Source organism: Candidatus Profftia lariciata (assembly GCF_020541265.1).
GTDB classification, from domain to species: Bacteria; Pseudomonadota; Gammaproteobacteria; order Enterobacterales; family Enterobacteriaceae; genus Profftia; species Profftia lariciata.
On sequence record NZ_CP045925.1, the window covers coordinates 783,287 to 806,446 of the forward strand.

Annotated in this window: 14 protein-coding genes; 2 read left to right on the forward strand and 12 right to left on the reverse strand. The window is 21.3% G+C overall.

Going from position 1 to position 23,160, the window contains the following annotated elements:
• Window positions 1-206: 206 nt before the first annotated feature.
• Window positions 207-1,484 carry a tyrosine--tRNA ligase gene (gene tyrS, locus GII40_RS01940; protein WP_226813171.1) on the forward strand — a complete coding sequence of 426 codons (1,278 nt, stop codon included), beginning with the start codon at window positions 207-209 and terminating at the stop codon, window positions 1,482-1,484.
• A gap of 570 nt (window positions 1,485-2,054) precedes the next feature.
• Here tyrS and GII40_RS01945 read toward each other — a convergent pair.
• From GII40_RS01945 to GII40_RS02000, 12 genes are all read right to left on the reverse strand, one after another.
• A complete protein-coding gene (locus GII40_RS01945) occupies window positions 2,055-2,405 on the reverse strand; it encodes an HIT domain-containing protein (protein ID WP_226813172.1) in 351 nt (116 codons plus the stop codon).
• Window positions 2,406-2,512: 107 nt separating this feature from the next.
• On the reverse strand, window positions 2,513-3,520 hold the full coding sequence (oppF, locus tag GII40_RS01950) for a murein tripeptide/oligopeptide ABC transporter ATP binding protein OppF (protein WP_226813173.1): 1,008 nt from the start codon (window positions 3,518-3,520) through the stop codon (window positions 2,513-2,515).
• Window positions 3,517-4,509 carry an oligopeptide ABC transporter ATP-binding protein OppD gene (oppD, locus tag GII40_RS01955; RefSeq protein WP_226813174.1) on the reverse strand — a complete coding sequence of 331 codons (993 nt, stop codon included), beginning with the start codon at window positions 4,507-4,509 and terminating at the stop codon, window positions 3,517-3,519. The genes oppF and oppD overlap by 4 nt, the downstream gene beginning before the upstream one ends.
• Window positions 4,509-5,429, reverse strand: coding sequence for an oligopeptide ABC transporter permease OppC (oppC, locus tag GII40_RS01960; protein WP_226813175.1), 921 nt, complete (start codon window positions 5,427-5,429; stop codon window positions 4,509-4,511). Before oppC ends, oppD begins: the two co-directional genes overlap by 1 nt.
• A gap of 14 nt (window positions 5,430-5,443) precedes the next feature.
• Window positions 5,444-6,364: an oligopeptide ABC transporter permease OppB gene (gene oppB, locus GII40_RS01965; protein WP_226813176.1), complete on the reverse strand. Its 921-nt coding sequence runs from the start codon at window positions 6,362-6,364 to the stop codon at window positions 5,444-5,446.
• A 2,662-nt stretch (window positions 6,365-9,026) separates the two neighbouring features.
• Window positions 9,027-9,821 carry a thymidylate synthase gene (thyA, locus tag GII40_RS01970; protein ID WP_226813177.1) on the reverse strand — a complete coding sequence of 265 codons (795 nt, stop codon included), beginning with the start codon at window positions 9,819-9,821 and terminating at the stop codon, window positions 9,027-9,029.
• A 90-nt stretch (window positions 9,822-9,911) separates the two neighbouring features.
• Window positions 9,912-10,769 (reverse strand): prolipoprotein diacylglyceryl transferase, encoded by an 858-nt coding sequence (gene lgt, locus GII40_RS01975; protein ID WP_226813178.1) that lies wholly within the window; start codon window positions 10,767-10,769, stop codon window positions 9,912-9,914.
• 2,722 nt (window positions 10,770-13,491) lie between these two features.
• Window positions 13,492-14,319: a PTS mannose transporter subunit IID gene (locus tag GII40_RS01980; protein WP_226813632.1), complete on the reverse strand. Its 828-nt coding sequence runs from the start codon at window positions 14,317-14,319 to the stop codon at window positions 13,492-13,494.
• A 49-nt stretch (window positions 14,320-14,368) separates the two neighbouring features.
• The gene (locus tag GII40_RS01985) at window positions 14,369-15,166 is read right to left on the reverse strand and encodes a PTS mannose/fructose/sorbose transporter subunit IIC (RefSeq protein ID WP_226813179.1); all 798 of its coding nucleotides are present in this window, start codon (window positions 15,164-15,166) and stop codon (window positions 14,369-14,371) included.
• Window positions 15,167-15,228: 62 nt separating this feature from the next.
• The gene (gene manX / locus GII40_RS01990; RefSeq protein WP_226813180.1) at window positions 15,229-16,200 is read right to left on the reverse strand and encodes a PTS mannose transporter subunit IIAB; all 972 of its coding nucleotides are present in this window, start codon (window positions 16,198-16,200) and stop codon (window positions 15,229-15,231) included.
• Between the two features lie 1,385 nt (window positions 16,201-17,585).
• Entirely contained in the window at window positions 17,586-17,795 is a 210-nt protein-coding gene (gene cspE, locus GII40_RS01995; RefSeq protein ID WP_226813181.1) for a transcription antiterminator/RNA stability regulator CspE, read from the reverse strand.
• Window positions 17,796-17,836: 41 nt separating this feature from the next.
• On the reverse strand, window positions 17,837-17,962 hold the full coding sequence (locus GII40_RS02000; RefSeq protein WP_420885591.1) for a DUF2627 domain-containing protein: 126 nt from the start codon (window positions 17,960-17,962) through the stop codon (window positions 17,837-17,839).
• Between the two features lie 3,145 nt (window positions 17,963-21,107).
• Here GII40_RS02000 and GII40_RS02005 point away from each other — a divergent pair.
• On the forward strand, window positions 21,108-21,713 hold the full coding sequence (locus GII40_RS02005) for a penicillin-binding protein activator LpoB (RefSeq protein ID WP_226813182.1): 606 nt from the start codon (window positions 21,108-21,110) through the stop codon (window positions 21,711-21,713).
• The last annotated feature ends 1,447 nt before the right edge of the window (window positions 21,714-23,160 follow it).

Below are 23,160 nucleotides of genomic sequence, written 5' to 3' on the forward strand. Positions count from 1 at the left end.
ATAGTATAAAAAATGTTTTTTATAAAATTGATATAAATAAAAATATTATCATATGATAATTAATTTACTAATGCAATAAAATTAATTTTAGCTAGATTTGTTATTATTTTAAATAATAAAATATAGCATAAATAAAATAATAATTTTATTTATGTAACATATAATCTTGTACCTATAATATGAAAAAATATATAGTGGAGCACTTAATGATAAGTAATAACTTAATCACACAATTACAAAAAAGAGGTATCATTGCTCAAATAACTCATGAAGACACATTAATAAAGAGATTAACTCAAGGACCAATAACATTATATTGCGGTTTTGATCCTACTGCTGATAGTTTACATATAGGACATCTAGTTCCATTGCTATGTCTTAAGCGCTTTCAGTTACAAGGGCATACGCCAATTACTTTAGTAGGTGGAGCAACAGGCATGATCGGTGATCCATCCTTTAAAATAAACGAACGCAAATTACATAATGAACAAACTATATATCAATGGATGAAAAAAATAAAACATCAAATGTCATTATTTGTAGATTTTAACTGCGATAAAAATAAAGCTATTATAGCTAATAACTATGATTGGTTTAGCACAATGAATGTTCTTACATTATTGCGCGATATTGGGCAACACTTCTCTATTAATCAAATGATTAAAAAAGAAGCTGTAAAACACAGATTAACACAAAATGGTATAGGTATTTCCTTTACTGAATTCTCTTATAATATATTGCAATCTTATGACTTTGCTAATCTAAATAAATTATATGGTGTTGAATTACAAATAGGTGGTTCTGACCAATGGGGAAATATAACTTCAGGTATTAATTTAACTCGTCGCTTATATCATAAACAAGTATGGGGTTTAACTGTACCTTTAATTACAAAAATAGATGGTACTAAATTTGGTAAAACTGAAAATGGTACAATTTGGTTAGATCCAACTAAAACAAGTCCTTATAAATTTTATCAATTTTGGATTAATACTGCAGATGCAGACGTATATCGATTCTTAAAGTTTTTTACCTTTATGGATTTAGAAGATATTACTTGTCTAGAAAAAGCAGACAAGTATAGAGAGCAACAAACACCACGCGCACAATATATTCTAGCTAATATTATGACTGATATGGTTCATGGTAAAGAAGGATTAGCTGCTGCACAACGCATTACTCATAGTTTATTTTATGGCATACTAAATGATATGACTAAAGATGATTTTAGTCAACTAGCACAGGATGGTGTACCTATGATTATGCTTAAACATACTGCAGACTTGCAACAAGCATTAGTTGATTCCAAATTACAACCGTCTCGAAGTCAAGCACGTCAAATTATTCTTGCTAATGCAATTAGCGTTAATGGTTTTAAACAATCTAATCCGCAATATCTTTTTAAGGATACAGATCGTCTTTTTAAAAAATTTACTTTATTGCGTTGTGGTAAAAAACATTATTGTCTTATTTATTGGAAATAAATTATTAATGTAATTATAAGATTATTATTATGAATAACAATATTATTTCATACATTACAAAGATTTATTTACTTGTTGTAAAAGTATTCAATCATAAATTCAAAATACTTATTTTACAAAAATATATAATATTATGTCTGTATTCTTCAGTATATTTATAATATTACTTAATATATTTTATGAAGCATTTAATAATTATATGAATATATTATAATTACCTTTTCTAAGAAAAAATAAATACTATAATATTTATTATATAGTAATTATACATATAATAAATAAGATATTATCTCTATAATTAATTAAAAATTACTTATCTTAATTTGGATAATATTTTATACATATAATGTATTAGCTTAATATAGCTATATTCAAGATTTTATTTTAATGATATATAATAATAAAATATAATATTAAGTGATATTTAGCGACTATTTATTTAAAATAGTTAGAAGTATTATTAATAATATGTTTTATATAAAATATCTATATTAATTTATTGAAAATACAATATATATAATAATATATTACAATGTAATATTTTCTTATAATATTAAATTTACTATATAATTAACGCGCAAGTAACGGGCCTAATAAACATCCACCAAGTAAATGCATATGGATATGATAAACTTCCTGTCCTGCATTGTGATTACAATTAATTATCAAGCGATAACCATCTTGCGCAATTTTTTCTTTTTTAGCTATTAAAGATGCTGAGATAATCATACGCCCTAATGCAGCTTCGTGTTCTGGTTTAATATCATTAATAGTAGGAATACACTGATTAGTAACAATTAGAATATGACTAGGTGCCTGTGGAGAAATATCTCGAAATGCAGTTACTAAATTATCTTGATAAAGAATATCAGCAGTTATTTCACGACGAATAATTTTACTAAAAAAAGTTTCTTGTACCATCAAATATCCTTAAGATATCAAGTAAATATCTTCTTTGTATATTATATATAATAATATTAAAATTTTTTAAATATATCAATATAATACAGATTATAAAAAATTTTTTATTAAATTTTATCTACTTTAAGACATGCAACTTTATGGTAAAAATTACCTTTCATTAACGGACGTATTATAGTACATTGATAATCTGCTATTGGACAACGTGTACAGAAAATACATCCTAATGGTGGATTTATTGGTGAAGGTAATTCTCCTTTTAATATGTGTATTTGCTTTTGTTGTTCTACATCAGGATCTGGAATAGGCACTGCAGATATTAATGCTTTAGTATAAGGATGCAGAGAATTAGAGTATATTTCTTCATAAGTTCCAAATTCAACAACATGTCCAAGATACATTACCATAATCCAGTCAGAAATATGCTTTACTATAGTTAAATTATGAGCTATAAAAATTAAAGACAGTCTCATTTTTTCACGTTGTAATTGTTGTAATAAGTTAACTATTTGTGCTTGAATAGATACGTCTAATGCAGATATTGGTTCATCACAAATAATTAACTTAGGTTGAAAAAGTAATGCACGAGCAATACTAATGCGTTGACATTGACCACCAGAAAATTCATGTGGATAACTATTAATAAAATTGGGTAATAATCCAACTTTTACCATCATATTTTTAACTTTATCCTTTATTTCTGCATATAACATTTTCGGATAATATGTTTTTAATGGTTCTGCAATAATCTCACCAACTGTCATACGCGGATTTAATGATGATAAAGGATCTTGAAAAATCATCTGAATATCTTTACGTACTAAATGCCACTCTTTTGCATCTATATTTAATAAGTTCTTACTCAGCCATTCTACACATCCATCGGTTACTGTTATTAAGCCAATTAAAGCTCTTGCAACAGTAGATTTACCGCAGCCAGACTCACCTACTATACCTAATGTTTCACCTTCATGTAATAACAAATTAACACCATCAACAGCTTTTAATATTTTAGCTGGATGCCAGAACCATGTTTTATTGTTTTTAATATTAAAATATACTTTAAGATTCGTAACCTTGAGTAATAATTTTTTATCTTTATATTTTTGATTCATACTAATTCCTGCACTTTTTTAAAGCAGGCTCGTACATGCCCTATACTTAATTGTTCTAACAATGGTATTTTATGTATACAAATATCCATAGCATAAGCACAACGCGGGTGGAATGGACATCCTGTAGGCACACTTAATAAATTCGGTGGATTACCAGGTATTGTTATTAAAGATTCATTTTTACAATGAAAGTGTGGGATAGCGTTAAGTAAACCGATAGAATATGGGTGACTAGGTGAATAAAAAATATCACGAGTAGAACCATATTCTATCATTCTTCCCGCATACATTACCAATACTTTATCACAGATACCTGCTATTAAACCAAGATCATGAGTAATTATAATAATAGCAGTATTAAATTCTTTTTTAATTTTTTTAAAAAGATACATAATTTGCGTTTGAATTGTAACATCTAATGCTGTTGTTGGTTCATCCGCTATTAATAATTTAGGCTGGCATAATAATGCCATAGCAATCATTACTCGTTGACGCATACCTCCAGAAAATTCGTGTGGAAACATATGCATACGCTTACGAGATTCAGGTATTTTTACTGCATCTAACATACGAACAGATTCTTCAAAGGCTAAAGATTTTTTTATACCTTTATGTAAGGTTAGAACTTCAATCAGTTGTTCTCCTATACACATATATGGATTAAGTGAAGTTATTGGATCTTGAAATATTATTGCAATTTCTTTAGCACGTATCTTATTAAGATGTTTTTCTGGTAGATTTAAAATTTGATGACCTTGAAATAACGCTGAACCATCTATTTTACCATTTTTTGCTAGTAATCCCATTAGCGCAAAAGCAGTCTGAGACTTACCCGATCCAGACTCACCAACAATTCCTAAAATTTCACCTTTTTGCATAGAAAAATTTAAATCTTTTACCGCTACAAGAGAGCCATTATTAGTAGAAAAAGTTACACAAAGATTTTTTACTACAAGAAGATGTTTAAATTTTTTTTTTTGTGGAATCATTATAAAAGTCCTTTAATATCTTTAGGATCAAAAGCATCACGCAAGCCGTCTCCGATAAAATTGAAACAAAATAATGTTATAACTAAAAATGCAGATGGATATATCAATAACCATGGAGATACTTCCATTGAATTAACACCATCACTTAATAGTGTACCCCAACTACTTAATGGCTCTTGAATTCCTAAACCAAGGAAGCTTAAAAAAGATTCAAATAGAATCATATTAGGTACAAGTAGTGATGCATATACGACTACTAAACCTAATACATTAGGTATAATATGACGAGTAATAATTTTATACGTAGAAACTCCTCCTACTAAAGCTGCTTCTATAAACTCTTTATGTTTTAGACTTAAGGTTTGACCACGTACAATACGGGCCATATCTAACCAAGATACCATACCAATAGCAATAAAAATTAAAAAAATATTATGTCCTAAAAAGGTAACTAGCAAAATAACAAAAAACATGAATGGGAAAGAATGTAAAATTTCAAGAATGCGCATCATTAAAGAATCTATTATACCACCGATATAACCTGCTATTGAACCATATAAAGTACCCATTATAACTGATACTAAAGCCGCAGCAATACCTACTAAAAGAGAAATACGACCACCGATACCAATACGTACTAATAGATCACGTCCTAAAGCATCTGTCCCAAAATAATGACCAGAGGATGTGTTTGGTTCTATAGATATCATATCCCAATCAATATCATCATAAGAAAATGGAGATATCATAGGTGAAATACATACAAACATAGCAATTAAGATTAATATATATAAACTAGAAATAGCTGCTTTATTATGAATAAAGCGCAAATAAGCATATTTCCATAAGCTACGACCTTTAATTGTTACAAATTCGTTAAAATTATTTTTTAAATAAATATTTTTTTTATTAATTAACAAGTATTTCCTCCTAATCAATAACGTATTTTAGGATCTATAATGGCATACAGAATATCAATAATCGCATTAAATAGAATAGTAAGCATTCCAACAATAATTGTTAGACTCATAACTAAAGAGTAGTCACGATTAAGAGCACCGTTAACAAAGAGTTTACCTATACCAGGTAAGCCATATATTGTTTCAATTACCATGGAACCGGTAATAATACCAACCAAAGTAATCCCGGAATAAGATATTACCGGTAACAATGCAGGTTTTAATGCATGATGAATAATAATACGGTACATTGATAATCCTTTAGCACGTGCAGTACGAATAAAATTAGAATGTAGAATTTCAATCATTGAACTGCGAGTAATACGAGCAATATTTGCAATATAAGATAAAAATAATGCTACTATTGGAAGAATCATAAATTTTATATCCCCGCCATTCCAGCCTCCAGCAGGTAACCATCGCAACTGAATAGCAAAAATTAATATTAGTAAAGGTGCTACTACAAAATTAGGTATAACCACTCCAATCATTGCAAACCCCATAACTACATAATCCCATTTACTATTTTGTTTGATCGATGCCAATATTCCTGCCGTCAATCCTAATATGATTGCTAATATAAATGCGATAAAACCTAATTTAGCAGATACAGGAAAAGCAGCACTAATTAAATCATTAACTGAATAATCTTTATATTTAAAAGAAGGACCAAAATTACCATGGCTTAATTGCAACATATATTGACTATATTGTTTCCATATTGAATCATTAAAATGATATTTTTCTTCAATATTTGCTAGTAATTCAGGTTGTAATATCCGTTCATTAGTAAATGGACTACCGGGTGTTAGTCGCATGATAAAGAATGATATAGTAATTAAAATAAATAATGTAGGTATAGTTGCTAATAAACGACAAATAATAAATTTTAACATTAACTAGCCTTTTATTTTAACTGTAAAAAATATTTTTTATGACATAATAATTGATTTTTTATAAACATTTGTCTCTTAATATGTAGTATTATTACTATTTCATAGTAATTTGTAATTATACTATTTTTAGTTTATTCATAATAATATAATTATCTTAATATTAAATATATTTTGTATTGATATATTTATATGTAAATAATAAGAAATCATAATATTTTATTGAACTATTAATAAATTATTTTATATATATCAGTATAATTTGATTCATATCATATTATATTATTTTAATAACTATTTGATTTTTTAGAAAATTATATTATGAATATTATCTCAGTTTATTACTAAGCGATTATATAGAACATTATATTAATAACTGTCATATTAAATTCATTATAATAGTAATTATACAATATGATCTAGAAAATATCGTAGATATTTTATTAGAAATATTAAATAAAATTTTATATATTATCAATATTTTACATTATATATACTTTTATTTTTTAAATATTTAATAATAATTAATATTATTCGATAATATACTATATTATAGTATAGTATAATAAGTAGAATATTAATTGATAATATAAAAATATATTATCTCTGTTTAATATATTTTATTAATATAATTATTTATATTATTTAATAAATAATTTTATTTTAATGTGATTAATCTTTATTAAGATATAACAAATATAAAGCACTTAACAAATAAAATTTTACTATAAAATAACAATGATATATTAGATGACAAGGTTGTATACAATAATTATTAATGAATAATATTTTTAATTTCATAAAATATATATAGAAATAAATATTTTAACTTATTGTAGTATTTTGTAAATTATTATTATAGATTAATTCATTTAATATAGTTAATTTAATATTAATTAATTGATTTTTTAATGCATGCAAAGAATTTTATGTACTTACTAAATATATAATTGATGATTGTAATCATATATAATGTATGTACTTTAAATTATTTATAGGATATAATATCATATTAGTAAGTATTGCTTAATTTTAGTATAGAGAAATGTATCATTTTATTACAAATATTATTTATACTAAATCATGATATCATATATTTTTTATAAAAAACATATATAATTAATTTATTTAAATATTAATTTTTTAGTGATTAATAATAAAATAACTTTAGTGTTTTACTAATTAGTAAAATATTATTATATATCATAGTCAATTATATTATTTTTATTTTACTTGTATTAATTTTAAATAAAAATAATTTAAATATATAAAATATATAAAAAATTAATTTAATTAACTAATAATCAATAAATTTTTATATCTAATTATATTAATGATCTCTTTTATTGCAATAAAAATTATGTATTTAAAATAATTTATTACTCATGTAAATTACTCATGTAATAAGTATTATACTTATACTTATAATATAAATAATCTATATATTGATTATAATACTAAAGTTTTTGATATTTTTTTATAAAATACTGAATAATTATTATTTCTCTTAATCTCTTAAAAGATATTATTATTAATTAATAACTATATAATGATATAGCTTATTATAGTATTTTTATTCTTAATAATAAAATATCTAGTTAAACTATATTTAACATAGCATTTTTTATGCAAAAACATTATTATAGAAATAAATATATAAAAAATATATTAATATAATAATAAACAATTAAAATCATTGTATAATAACATAAGATATTTTATATAACATTTACACTATTTTAGTTAGATAATTATTATAATCTTTATGATTTTATTAATCCAACTTTTATTAATGCTATAAAATTATATATTACAATAATATATATTATATTATAATTTAATTTATTACAATCACTATGATTAATAATCTTTCATATAATTATTTTATTTGCTATATATTAAAACCTTAAATATAATAAAATTCATTCTAAAATAGAATTTTGAAATATTATATGTTATGTGTATATAATATATTAACATCTTTTATACAAAATCAGTATAGATTGGCATAAGTTATTTTATGAATACATTAATAATTTTATTATATTAAATAATAATTGGTAGAGATTTAATATAATTAATAATTATATTGCAGTAATATATTGATTTTTATCAATGTATTAAATAGATATTATTATATATTCAGTATATTATTTAATGTTTATATTGTTAATTATTTTTATATACTAATGTTTGATTTGACTTATGTAATAACTAAAATAATTCAGTCATTATAAATTAATTAAAGTTTTTGCATAGTATATATTGTTATATATCATCAGAAATATAAAAGTCAATATTTTATATATTTATTAATGATATTATGATATATGAAATATTTATTCTATATTTATTTTCAATAAATATATATGAACAGTTACTTAATAAAGTTATTATCAACCTTATTGATCATAAAATATTATTTGTTATCATAAATAATATTTTTTATAATTTTAAAGATAATTATTAAATAATATTTTTAGTATTTTTATATAATAAAATCTAGACTATAGTTTTCATGTGATAATTATAAGTCTTGAAGATTAGTAATAAAATATATTTAAAATATATCTTAATATATATTATTAAATAATGATTAGATAAAGATATAATATAAAAAATCATTTAATAGTTTTTATTTATTATGAAATCAATATTATAGCGATTAAATAGCTACTGGTGCTTTAATACTAGGATACGGATTATAATTTTGTATTTCAAAATCTTCATAACAATAATCAAAGATAGATGCTGGCTTACGTTTAATAAACAATTTAGGTAAAATACGAGGTTTACGACTCAGTTGAAGATATATTTGTTCCATATGATTATTATATAAATGAGTATCACCTCCGGTCCAAATAAAATCACCTAGTTCAAAATCTAACTGTTGCGCTATCATATGTAATAAAAGAGCATAGCAAGCAATATTAAAAGGTAATCCAAGAAATACATCACAAGAACGTTGGTAAAGGTGGCAAGATAACTTGTTATTAGAGCAATAAAATTGGAACAAAGCATGACAAGGAGCTAGTGACATTTTATCTAAATCTCCAACATTCCATGCAGAAACAATTATACGACGCGAATTAGGGTTTTTTTGTAATTGTTCTATAACTCTACTAATCTGATCAATTTTAGAACTATGAATAGTTTCCCAAGAACGCCATTGTTTACCATATATAGGGCCAAGATCACCATTTTTATTAGCCCATTCATTCCAAATATTTACATTATGCTTACGTAAGTAAGCAATATTAGTATCTCCCTTCAAAAACCATAATAATTCATAAATTATAGCACGTAAATTGCAGTATTTAGTAGTCACTAATGGAAAACCATTTTTTAAATTAAAACGCATTTGACATCCAAAAATAGATAAAGTACCAATTTTTGTTCGGTCAGATTTGTTTGTTCCTTCAGATAGTACTAATTTGATTAAATCAAGATATTGTTTCATGTTACCTCAACAACATTATATTATTAAATTGTCTTAATATATAGAAATAAGAGATAATTATATAAATATTAAGTAAATATTATTTTGTTGCTAAGAGCGAAGATAAGCCCATATTATTATAAATATACCAGAAATAATCATTGGAATAGATAAAATTTGTCCCATACTAATACAATTATAAAAAAGTCCAATTTGGATGTCTGGCTCTCGAAAAAATTCAACTAAAATACGTAACACACCATAACCTATAAGAAACCATCCAGAAACAGATCCCATTATGGGAGGATATTTTTTACAAGCAAATAGATTTAATACTATAAATAGTAATACTCCTTCTAATAGCATTTCATATAATTGTGAAGGATGACGAGGTAACATTCCATATTTATTAAAAATATTTTGCCACTGCATATTATGATTAGCTAATATCATATCTTCTTTTTGGGATCTAGGAAATAACATTGCCCAACTAGTATTTATACTAACACGTCCCCATAGTTCACCATTAATAAAATTACCTAAACGTCCTGCACCTAAGCCAAATGGTATTAATGGAGCAATAAAATCAGCAATTTGAAAAAAATTACGTTTGCTATGTTTTGCAACAAATAAAATGACTAATATAACTCCAATTAAACCACCATGAAATGACATACCACCCTCCCAAATCTTAAAGAGGTAAAATGGATTTTCAAGAAATAAAGAAAAATTATAAAATAGTACATAACCAATGCGACCACCAAGAAAAACTCCTAAAAAACTTAAATAAAGAAGATTTTCAACTTCATCTTTCGTCCAATCATTGTTTGTTTTATTAGCACGATGTAAAGCTAAAATTAAAGCAAACACAAAACCTAATACATACATTAATCCATACCAATACAGAGATACGGGTCCTATAGAAAAGATAACCGGATTAAAATTAGGGAAATATAAATATTTAGTCATTTAGTACCATAAAATAATATCAAATATAATCAAAGAAATTAACTACTATATAAAAAATATAATATATTAAATATAGTTTTTACTATATTAAATATGATGTTTTATTAATTTACAATTAAACTTTACAATAAATATATTGTATATAAATAGTTACTATTTGTAAAGTTTATTATTTTAACATGTTAAATGCATTATATATTTAATATAATATATGTAATGCATCATTGTATATAATATATAGTAATTATCATAAATTATATAGTTAAAAATTGAGATGACAAAGATTACATAAAATAATAAAACTATGTAAATTATTATAGTTTTAATTAATACTACATTAATAAGATATTTTATAAAAAATAAATAAATATTAATTTTTAAAAATTTTTTAATTTTAATATATTATAATTATTAAATTATTATAATATATTAATTACTGTCTATACTATAATTATATCTATATATAATATTGTTTATATTCACATAAAATCATTTTTTATTAAAAGATATATCAGATATTATATCTTTAATTTTTTTAGATTTTAAAAAATTTTTTAACAAAATACTGCATAATTTAATTGTTTATATTAATAATTAATACTAATTAAAAAAAATATTAATCAATGTTTTATATGTTTTATATAAAGTAATTATTTTATTATTATAATAATATACGATATTATTATAATAATGTATTTAACGTTATATATAAATAATATTAATATACTTAATAAATAAGTAATTAATGATAAATATCATATAGATTAGTATTTAATAATACTATTATATTAAGATATATTTATTAATACTATTATTAGTTCATAACTATTGTAGTATTATCTTATTTGTATTAATATTAGTAATACTAGATACTATAATTAACATTAAATACAAAACTGAATATAAAGTAAAACCTATATATTATAAATATTTATATTAGAATATTTTATATAAAACGTCAAAATAATTAACTAATAACACTATATAAGTATTTTTATATTAAAAATTATTATATAATAAATAATATATTTTTTAATATAAATAATTTTGTAAAACAGTAAATAACATTGCAACAAAAATCTAAAAAATATTCAAAATAATAAAATAAAAAATTTAAATATTTATAGTATATAAATAATATAAATATTAAAATTTTTGAATTTTTTAAAAATATTATTCATATTTAGTTATTAAAAAATACATTTCATTTCATTGTATTAAAATATATTATATTGTATTACATAATTGTTATGTATTTTTTAAAATTTATGTTTTTAAATATTTATGATATACTTGCATAAGTATTTATTAAATATAATCGGTGTTTTATAAAAAGAAGAAAGACAAATATTTAAATACTGTATTTTTTTAATAAATATTTTACTATATGTTATCTTTATCTTAATAACTATCCATAGTTACCAACATTACATTAATATTAATAGAACTATACTAGTAATGAAATAAATTATTTAATATAATTTATTACATATTAATTGCTAGTTAAAAATATATTTAATTTATTTATATTGTTAAGCGTAAAATTTTTATTAAACAATACAAATTATTAAATAATTATTTTTAATATATCAATTATCATATAATAAAAACAATTATATAATTAAATAAAAAATAATTTAACTATCATAATATTACTTGTCATAAGTATAAAAATAATTTTATGCTATTACTCTAAATAAAAAATTACATATATTTGTATATTTTAAGACACTAATTAAAGTATTTTTTATTTTTAAAATAATTCTAACTTAAACAACTTAACAATATTATTATTACTAATATTGTATTATTACTTATTCTAGTATATACACATTTATTAGCAATCTCTTTGATTTATCTTTTAAACAATTTCTAGGAGCTTCCTATGATATATTGATTGTAGTCTGTTATTGTATCTTAAAATCTATTAATACAATTATAGTTACAATGTATTTAATAATTTTTAGTAAAATTTACACTGAATAATTAACTATATTAATAATAGCTAAAATTATTTAAGTCGTCAAAAGTATATTATATTATAATTTAATATAAATATATTTTTAGAAAAAATTATTATTGATAATAATTAATTATAATATCATACTAAACAATAGGTATATTTCACTAAATTAAATATTACATATCTATATATTTAACATAAATCCAGTTCTTAATATCAAATTTAATACAGTTAGAAAATACATATACAAATATTTTCTTCTTATATTTAAATATTTATTATAATGATGTTATTATTATAAAATTTAATTTTTAATAAAAATTGATTCGCACAATTAATATATATTCTTTGATGCGATATTTATATTTTCACACATCGTCTATTATAATAATTTTATAAAATCTATATGATGCTAAGTAAGTAGTATGTTTAAAAAATGAATATGTTAAAATACTAATAAATATCTAATTTATATCTATTAGTACTAAAAAATTAGAAATATTAAAGTCAAATATCTTACATGATTATATATAATATAATAAAAAGTTAACTAACTAATTAAATATAGCATAATTGATTTTAAAATATTACGTATATATAAATTATTTAATAAATAAACAAGAATATACAATTAATATTTATTTAATAAATTTTTTTGTATCTTTATATTAAAAATAATTTAATGTTTATAACATAAATTATTACTTATAAATATAGGTATAAAAATAACCGGATAGATTTTATTCTATCCGGTTTAGATTATAAGCCCAGTAAACCACTCCAACAACCAAAAATTCCTATTAAAAAAAATCCTATAATAATCCATAATGCATTAATTTTTTTATACAAAAGCCACATACAACTAAAGGTCAATAATAATGGTATTAAACCTGGCATTAATTGATCTAAAATTGTCTGAATAGTTGTTACTGTAGTATTACCAGCTTGATCAGTAATATGGGTAACTACTAGTGGAATATTAACATGTGTCCATTTATTTACTAAAGCACCCATAACAAAAAGTCCTAAAATAGATGCTCCTTCTGTTAATTTCTGTAAAACACCTCCACCCATATCATTAACTATATCAAGACCTTTCTTATATCCATAAGATACCCCATAATAACAGACTAATAAACGAACTAAATTAAATAATATAAAGAATAATAATGGACCTAGAACGCTTCCAGTCATTGCAATACCTGCACCTAAAGCAGCAAATACTGGACGTAAAGTACCCCAAAATATTGGATCACCCACACCAGCTAATGGCCCCATTAAACCCACTTTAATGCCATTTATAGCGCCATCATCAATAGAGGCGCCATTAGCTCTTTGTTCTTCCATTGCTGCAGTAACACCTAAAATAGGAGTAGCAACATATGGATGTGTATTAAAAAATTCTAAATGACGTTTCATAGCTTGTTTTCGATCATCTGTATTTTTTGGATACAAACGACGAATGACTGGTACCATAGAAAAGCAAAAACCTAATGCCTGCATACGTTCAAAATTCCATGAACCTTGTAATAAGTTAGATCTTAAAAATACTTTACCTAAATCACCTGCTGTTAATTTTGTTTTCATATTGTTATTTGTAATCAATGTTGTTTTATTAACCATTTTGTATACCTTATTAATCTAATGTATTATCAAGGTCATTATTACTTTCAGTAATTTTAATAACTTGAGATTGATTATATTTAGGACTTAGCTGGATATACAGAATTGCCATAATTATACCTAGTACACCTAATGCAACTAAGTTAAAATTGGTAAAAGCAGCAGTAACAAAACCTAAATAAAAAAATGGCATTAGGTATCCCGCACGCATCATATTTATAACCATAGCATAACCAACAACAACTATCATACCACCTGCAATAGCTAAACCAGAAGTTACAATTGTAGGAATGGCGTTCAGCATAGAATGAACAGCATCAGTACCTACAGAGAAGGCTACAATAACAGCTGGAATAGAAATACGCATAGCTTGTAATATTAACGCAGAACAATGTAGTAAATTAATTGCACGTAAATCACCACGATTCGCTGCATTATCAGCACAATGTTGAAAACCTACAGTAATAGTACGAACAATAATAGTAAGCACTTGACCAGCAGCTGCTAATGGAATGGCTAGTGCAATACCAGCACCTACGCTTTGTCCACCGGCAATAACTAAAATCGTAGAAATAATTGAGGCAAGAGCAGCATCAGGAGCAACTGCAGCGCCGATATTCATCCAGCCAAGAGCAATCATTTCCAAAGTACCTCCTATGATTACCCCAGTTTTAATGTCACCCAATACAATACCAATAAGGGTGCAAGCAATTAACGGACGATGAAATTGAGATTCATCTAAAATAGAACCAATGCCTGCAATACATGCAACAAGAAATATCAGTACAATCTGCAGTGTTGTAATTTCCATTGCATTTCTCCTTTTTATTCAAAAAAATCTTATTTTAGATACAAAAATTAATAAATATCTATTTAGCTATTATTAATTTTCTTGAGTAAATCCATCATATTAAGGCGACTTTCATTAGGAACCTTACGTACTTCTAATTCAATGCCACGCGCATCTAATATTTTTAATGCTTCAATATCTTTGTTATCTACTGATACTGCACTAGTGATTTGTATCTTACCTTTTCGAAAAGCCATACCACCGATATTTATAGATTTAATATTTATACTACTACGTTCTATAAAACGTACAATGTCTGTTAGATTGTTGAAAAGTAACATAACACTATCTTTGGCGTAATCTACGTTATTATAAACCCGGATCATTTTGTCTACATCAACTACATGAGCAGTAACACCCGGAGGTGCAACTTGTTTCAGTAAGGTAGAACGTATAGGATCAGCAGCAACTTCAGTGCTTACAACAATAATGCGGTTTACATTAGTTTCTTTCGTCCAACACGTAGCTACTTGTCCATGTATTAGACGATCATCTATACGTATTAAGCATATTTTCATATGATTGGTAGGTTTTAATAAAATAGATGGTGTAGAAATGGTAGTCTTAACAAGAGAAGGTGTTACTGATATAGATTTTTTTGCATTTAACATACGAATACCTGCGCGACCTGTTTCTATGGCCAATAAAACCAATTCATCAAAACTAATATGATCGTCACGAGCCATAAAAAGTTCAATTAACATAGGTATGTTAACACCAGTAATAACTTGATAATTATTTTTATTAGTAACAATATTACTAGCGGCGTTAAAGGGACTACCACCCCAAGTATCAACCAAGAATATAACACCTTGGCTAGATTTTAGATGCATTAGTTTTTCATTGTATTTTGTAATTAATGTATCAGTATTTTCACCAGGACTAAAATCGATATAAGCAACATTATTTTGTTTACCTAATAACATTTCTGTAGTTTTTAGTAATTGTTCTGCTGCTGTTCCATGCGTGCTAATTATAATAGCAATACTATTCATTAATTACCTCCTTTCTATTTTAATTAAAATTATACTGTACAGTCTATAATAACCAACTGTATCAGTTATATTATGCAATCAAAACATTTTATGTGTTATGTTATATTTTAATAAGACTATTTAATAAATAATTTGCTATCTAACATCTTGATAATACTATATAATGGTAATGAATGAAGTTCTTTAATTTATTTTGTAATATACTTATAAATTTATCTATAATACTATTTATTATTTAATATATGATTATTTTAAACGCAATGGCTTACAAATACATTTATATTATTTATTGATATTAATAATCTTTTATTAAGCAGAATAAAAAATATTTTGAGTTTATTCCTATAATATTAAGACACATCATATTTATGTAACCTTTATTATATAATTTAATAAATTATTTTTTTACAATTATTGTTATTATTATACACTACTATTTCAATTAATAATGATCAAAACTACACATTTCTTAAAAATTTATTAAATGCTAAATATTATTATTTTGGAATCATATATATCAATAATATATTTATGTTGTTGAAATGTATATTGTGCTATTATTATCTGTATTATATATAGTATATTATTATATATTTATTTAAAATAATATGTAGTAATGTTTGATATTCGATATATTGTACAATTTATTATTTGATTTTGATATAATTTATTTTTAATAGCTAGACAGTGTAAACGATATAATGCAGTAATTAATTTTATGGAAAATATACTTAATTAATATAGAGCATTTATTTTTTATTTATTGTATAATTATAAATTACTAGATAAGTTATACTAAAATATAATATACTTTATATATTTTAAATTAAATATATTTCGTATGATACTGCATAATATCTTAATATATATACTTTTATAGTACTTAAGTTAAACATGTTTAATTAATTTTGTTTATATAAAATTTATCAATATACGCAAATAAGGTTGTTTCTTAAAATATCTTTATTATTAATTACTGATATTTATATATGTATAGCATGATACATCTTTTATTTTTTATCTAAAATACAATAAATATTACGTTATAAAAAATATAATAAATAATATGTAAATAAGTTTTTATTTATATTTATGTGATAAAATTTTATTTGTTCTAATATATACAGTTAAACTATGTATTATTATTTAATATATTATTATAAATAAATTAAATATTATTTATATTTTTATATTTATTTGTTATATATTAAATATTATTTTTTGATATACATCAATTTTACTGATTAACTAAATAGTGATTTAATATTCTAAATATTAGATAAAAAATTTTTTATATTCATTAATTGATAATAATATCTTCTCATAGAAAAGTATCAGCCATAAAAAACCCGCATAATGCGGGTTTTTTATGGCTGATACTTTTGTTATATAGCTATTACATTAATTGCAGATGGTCCTTTTTGACCATCTTGTATTTCAAACTCTACTTGCTGCCCTTCAGATAAAGTTTTGAAACCATTACCCTGGATTGCAGAAAAATGAACGAATACGTCTTTACTTCCATCAGAAGGTGTTATAAAACCAAAACCTTTGGCTTCGTTAAACCACTTGACTTGACCTTGTATCTTAGACATCTTTGAGTATTTCCTTTAAATTTTTAAAACGCTATAAGGCATTAGACAGACAAACTAGAGTAGTTGCTGCTTGAGGCACTAAGATAAGAATCGCTAGAGAAGTGATAATTAACGCTATGGTATTTACTTAAAACGTCTTTACTAGAGATGCCACATATATACAGCACTTTACCTCATTTACTTATATATTGTATTACACACTCTATATCTGATAGCAAGTAATTTTTTTATTTAATGTATTTTAAGTAACATAAAAATAATAAAATTACTTGATTATTTAGTTTATTTATATATTTTTTGTAGAATTTTATATTATATCTAAATACTATTTTAGTATTTATTAAATAAGTCATATTATCTATTTTTATGTAAGATGTTAATATATTTAGCAAAGTTAATATATATTAAAAGATACTAAGAATATATAATATAGAATATTATGTCTCTTCAATTAAGATTACATTGTATTTATTTCTACTAAATAATAAATATTTTAATATTATTTTTAATATTAACGCTTAATAGCTAAGTCTAATGTTAAATTACTAAAAAAATATTTAATTAGTTAACATATCTTTATAAAGATATTTAATGATACTGTTCACTTAAGTTATAATATTATATAAATTTTTTAAGTTTTTTATCAAAAAAATTATCTTAAGTTAATATCAAGATATATTCAAACATTTTTTATAAAGAATAGCATATCTTAAAAATCTTTTTAAAGATATAGTTGTTATTATATTCTTTACATTATTGATATTTAAAAATATATTAATGATGTATTTAAAAAATATTTTTTAATGTTTTAATACTGATATATCATCATATCTTAACGATTAATATTAATATATTACACTACTAATGCCTAAATTATTTAGGATATTATATTTTTATATAACATATAATTTTAACTTTAATGTATATTCAAGATAACTTTTTATAAATACATCTAATATGTATTATCTTTTAAAGATTACTTATAATACAGTAAAACCACTATATTACACTGAATAAGACTATAACCATAAAATGGAATATTAAGTTTATAAAATATATATTATTAAATATATGCTATTATATTTAATAATTTATAAGATATAAATTAAAATATTAAAGGTTATTATTTAATAAATAATCAGACATTCTAGATAATTTTGTAATTCTATCGAATATCTAAAATATCAAAAATTTTTGATAGCAAATGATTCTCTAAAAATAAAAATTTTACTAATTTATAAACTATTGATTAAATAATAATTATTTATGTATATAACAAATATACAATCAATCAATATATTAAGAATAATATATTTAATAATACTAATTATTATAAGAATTTTTAAATATTTTATTTATAACTAATGAAAATTTTAATTCTATATGTTATTATATTTATTTAAAAATGTTATTTAATTACAATAGTTTATATATTATCCAATTTATATCTTTAAATAATAGTAATAAAATAGATTATTTTTTAATAAAAAAATCTCATTATATTTCACGATAAATAACTTTAGTATATATTTTATGCAAACAAGAATATAAGATATATTTCTATCTTCTCGTTACTATTTTTATAAAAATATATGATATTACTCACATCAGATATTTGAAAGCTTTTATAAAAAATATTAATAAAGATTAATAATAAAAAATTATTTAAAATAGATAATTATATATTTGCAATTAATGTTTTTATGTATTTTTATAAAAAATATATATAATTATAGTACTATTATTTTTAATAATAATAGTATATTAAATAATATGTGATGCTATTATCATATATATATTATTAATAATTACAAAGGTATTCTTTGTATGAAGATACATATATTATTAATATTATATAAATCAACTAATAAATAAAAAATATTTAAAATATTGATATATTTATATATAAAATATAAATTTTTAAACAAATATTATTTATCTACACATCAATAATATACATATCACTATTTTAAAAAATTAAAAATTTATATAATAATATTATTTGAATAAAATATTTTAACTAACATATATTAAAAAGTATAATTAATAAAATTAATATATTAATTTGGTATGTATAACTAACTAAATTATAGTATCTATTAAAAATAGTTTTTTATTTCTCTTGTTATATTGAGTCATTATTTTTAATACAACTAAAAATATTTCAACTAATTTTATTTAGTTGTAATAATATAGAAAATATAATTTGTATACTTAAAGTAGCATTATTAATAATGTACTTTGATTAAATAATGCAGCGACATTTAATATATATAATAATTTTATTAATTATTAAAATTAATAGAATAAGTTAACACATAAAAAATATATTAATATATAATGTCACTAAGAAGACTAATACATATTAGTCAGTATTAATTATTTTTTATATATTACTTATAATAATAAACATTTATTAATCGAATAATATAAAAATATTTTTTGAAATATATATTATGTTATATATGCTAAATTTTATTATGATAATCAGTATATACTGATTTGAAAAATATATGCATAATATTATTTATTATATCATCTTGAGTAAGATTAAATGATTAATTTTACTAATGTTCTAACTAATCATACATTTATCAAAATTATAATTTTAGTATAATATTATCACTAAATTATAATAATTCTCTTATATAAATAACATGTTTTGAATATAAATTTAATATTTTATCTTTACTTGATCAAAAAGGTAGTATTACTTATATTAATAAGTAAATTATTAATTTTTAAATATATTAATATTAACTATATAATAGTTCTCTTATTATTTATTGAATGATTGATTAATAATAATTTATATTAATTATTATACAATAATATAATTATTTACTTAAATTATATGGATTTTTATAATAAAATTATATTATATATAATAATTTTATTTTAGTATAAAAGAATGGAATATAAGCACTGTTAAAGGCAAGTAATAATATTACTAATCACTAATTAATAAAACTATATTACTAAATAATAATATAGTTTTTTAAAACATTCTTAATAAGATTATACTAGCTAAGTTAATATATATTCTCTTTTTACAGGAAAATAATTTAAATAAAATATTAGAAGTAATATCAGATAATTTATTAATGATTAATATATAATATTTTTTATTTATATGACATTATACAAAAATGCTTATTTACCATATACAATATTAATAATAAGTAGACAATCTTAATAGATTAAGAAGTTCTATGATTTTGACGAAATTATATTGATAATAATTTAACTTATTAGTTTTTTAAATAAATAATTTAAATTCATAACATATTTTATACGTACTTGGACAAAATAATGAAAAAGTTTTTATTGATAATATTGTCTATATGTATGCTAGTAAATTGTCAAGGTATTAATAAAAGCAATAGTAAATATATTATACAACATCAACAACAAATACACAATCAACAATTTTTACCTAATTCTATTATTATACCGAAAGAACAACTGAAATTAACTATGCCCTTACCAATGCAACCTACAACTAAAATCCTCAACTGGAGGGCTTGTCTAGCTCCTTTAATTAAGGAAATAATTTTTTTAAAAGAAATTAAAATCAATAGTATCATTTTAGTGGATCATATACATAATCAAACTAATGGCAATCTAGATACATCTAATGCTACTGTGGTAATAAAACAAATACTACAGAATAGCAATAAAATTACACTTATTTCTGATGATAAAATTATTTTTGCTAAACATGCTCTTGGATTATCTTCAGAAGATAGTTTAGGTTCACGTCGTAAATCTATTGAATTAGGACATATCGTTAATGCACAATATGTACTGTATGGTGTAGCAATAGGTGACACACAATCACCTCAAATTAATATGCAGCTTATGTTGGTAAGAACAGGTGAAATCATATGGCATCATAATTGTATTATCACTCATTAATATGAAGAACATTATAACTTATTGATAACATTGATTTTACTTTTATATATTCTTTGTAAGAATTTATTTATATTAGAAAATGATACCATTCAATAATTGTTATTAATAATATTAATGTACTAATAAATATTTTATCATTATTAATGATAAAATTACTTAACTAATTAGTTAAGTAAAATATATAATTAAGGCAACATAATATTAATACATCTTGTTATATCTAAATAATTAATAAGTATAAAATATAAGTTTAACTCGTTTTTAATATAAAATATATTAAGATTTTTACTTAAAAATATAATATTCAAAATAATAATTAAAATTCATAAATAAAAAATTAATAAATAATATAGTTAAGTATAATAATTATGGTAATCGTAATAAATTATTAATTTAGATGCACTCTTACTATGTTAGTCATTTTAGTATATTACAAATATTAAAAATAATTCAATAATATTTTTTTGCAAAAAAATAAACATATAAATACTATTTTAAAAAATAATAGTAAGTTATTCTGTAATATAATAAGTTAAAATAATAACGATATACTGAAACTTATTATTATCATATAAATATATTTTTTATGATATCTGCTATTTTAACTGAAAATATTCATTATAATTTATTTACTATATTTATAACAATAATTATAAGAGCTAATATATTTATTTAGAATATTTTCTTATATTTATTAATCTCAATATAAATTAAAAATAATCTTAGCTATAGTAATATTTTGTAATATCTTATTCATATAATGTCTTTTATTATAAATATAAAGGTAGGCATTAATAAGTAATTTATATATCTATGATATTATAATTTATAAAGATTACTAAAATTTTTATATTAAATTTATACTTTATATATATTTTTAATAAGATATTAAGTAAATATAAAATATTTAATTAATCATTATTTTATTTTTTTACTATAGTTTTACATAAAACTTTTAACATGATTATACAATTAATTATATTAATTAAGTTTTATATTAATAATACTATTAATTATTTTCTTATTAAGGAATACATATAGAAATATATATTATTTAATAATGCAGTGATATATTATATATTATCAATCATTATTATTATTGTATAATATCAATATTTATAACTTATAATAATGATAAGTAAAATAAATTTTATAAAATAATCAAGAGTTAATATAAATATATATTTATAAAGATATGATAATTAACTTGATATTTAAATATCCAAGTTTATGTATATTCAATAATTTTCATTATAAATTATATTTTATAATAAAAGTTATAATAATTGCATTTTATTTTTAATTAAAATTCAATTCATTTCATAAAATATGTTAACTATTAAATAAGACTAAATTATATTGATAACAATCAATAAAAATTATATACTTCATTAAATGATTTTATTTACAAAGTAATTATATTTATATATAAATGTTGCATTAGATT

Excerpts from the sequence above, each read along its gene's own strand:
- tyrS (WP_226813171.1), top strand. The coding sequence starts at position 207 with ATGATAAGTAATAACTTAATCACACAATTACAAAAAAGAGGTATCATT.
- GII40_RS01945 (WP_226813172.1), bottom strand. The coding sequence starts at position 2,405 with ATGGTACAAGAAACTTTTTTTAGTAAAATTATTCGTCGTGAAATAACT.
- oppF (WP_226813173.1), bottom strand. The coding sequence starts at position 3,520 with ATGAATCAAAAATATAAAGATAAAAAATTATTACTCAAGGTTACGAAT.
- oppD (WP_226813174.1), bottom strand. The coding sequence starts at position 4,509 with ATGATTCCACAAAAAAAAAAATTTAAACATCTTCTTGTAGTAAAAAAT.
- oppB (WP_226813176.1), bottom strand. The coding sequence starts at position 6,364 with ATGTTAAAATTTATTATTTGTCGTTTATTAGCAACTATACCTACATTA.
- thyA (WP_226813177.1), bottom strand. The coding sequence starts at position 9,821 with ATGAAACAATATCTTGATTTAATCAAATTAGTACTATCTGAAGGAACA.
- lgt (WP_226813178.1), bottom strand. The coding sequence starts at position 10,769 with ATGACTAAATATTTATATTTCCCTAATTTTAATCCGGTTATCTTTTCT.
- GII40_RS01980 (WP_226813632.1), bottom strand. The coding sequence starts at position 14,319 with ATGAAAACAAAATTAACAGCAGGTGATTTAGGTAAAGTATTTTTAAGA.
- GII40_RS01985 (WP_226813179.1), bottom strand. The coding sequence starts at position 15,166 with ATGGAAATTACAACACTGCAGATTGTACTGATATTTCTTGTTGCATGT.
- manX (WP_226813180.1), bottom strand. The coding sequence starts at position 16,200 with ATGAATAGTATTGCTATTATAATTAGCACGCATGGAACAGCAGCAGAA.
- cspE (WP_226813181.1), bottom strand. The coding sequence starts at position 17,795 with ATGTCTAAGATACAAGGTCAAGTCAAGTGGTTTAACGAAGCCAAAGGT.
- GII40_RS02005 (WP_226813182.1), top strand. The coding sequence starts at position 21,108 with ATGAAAAAGTTTTTATTGATAATATTGTCTATATGTATGCTAGTAAAT.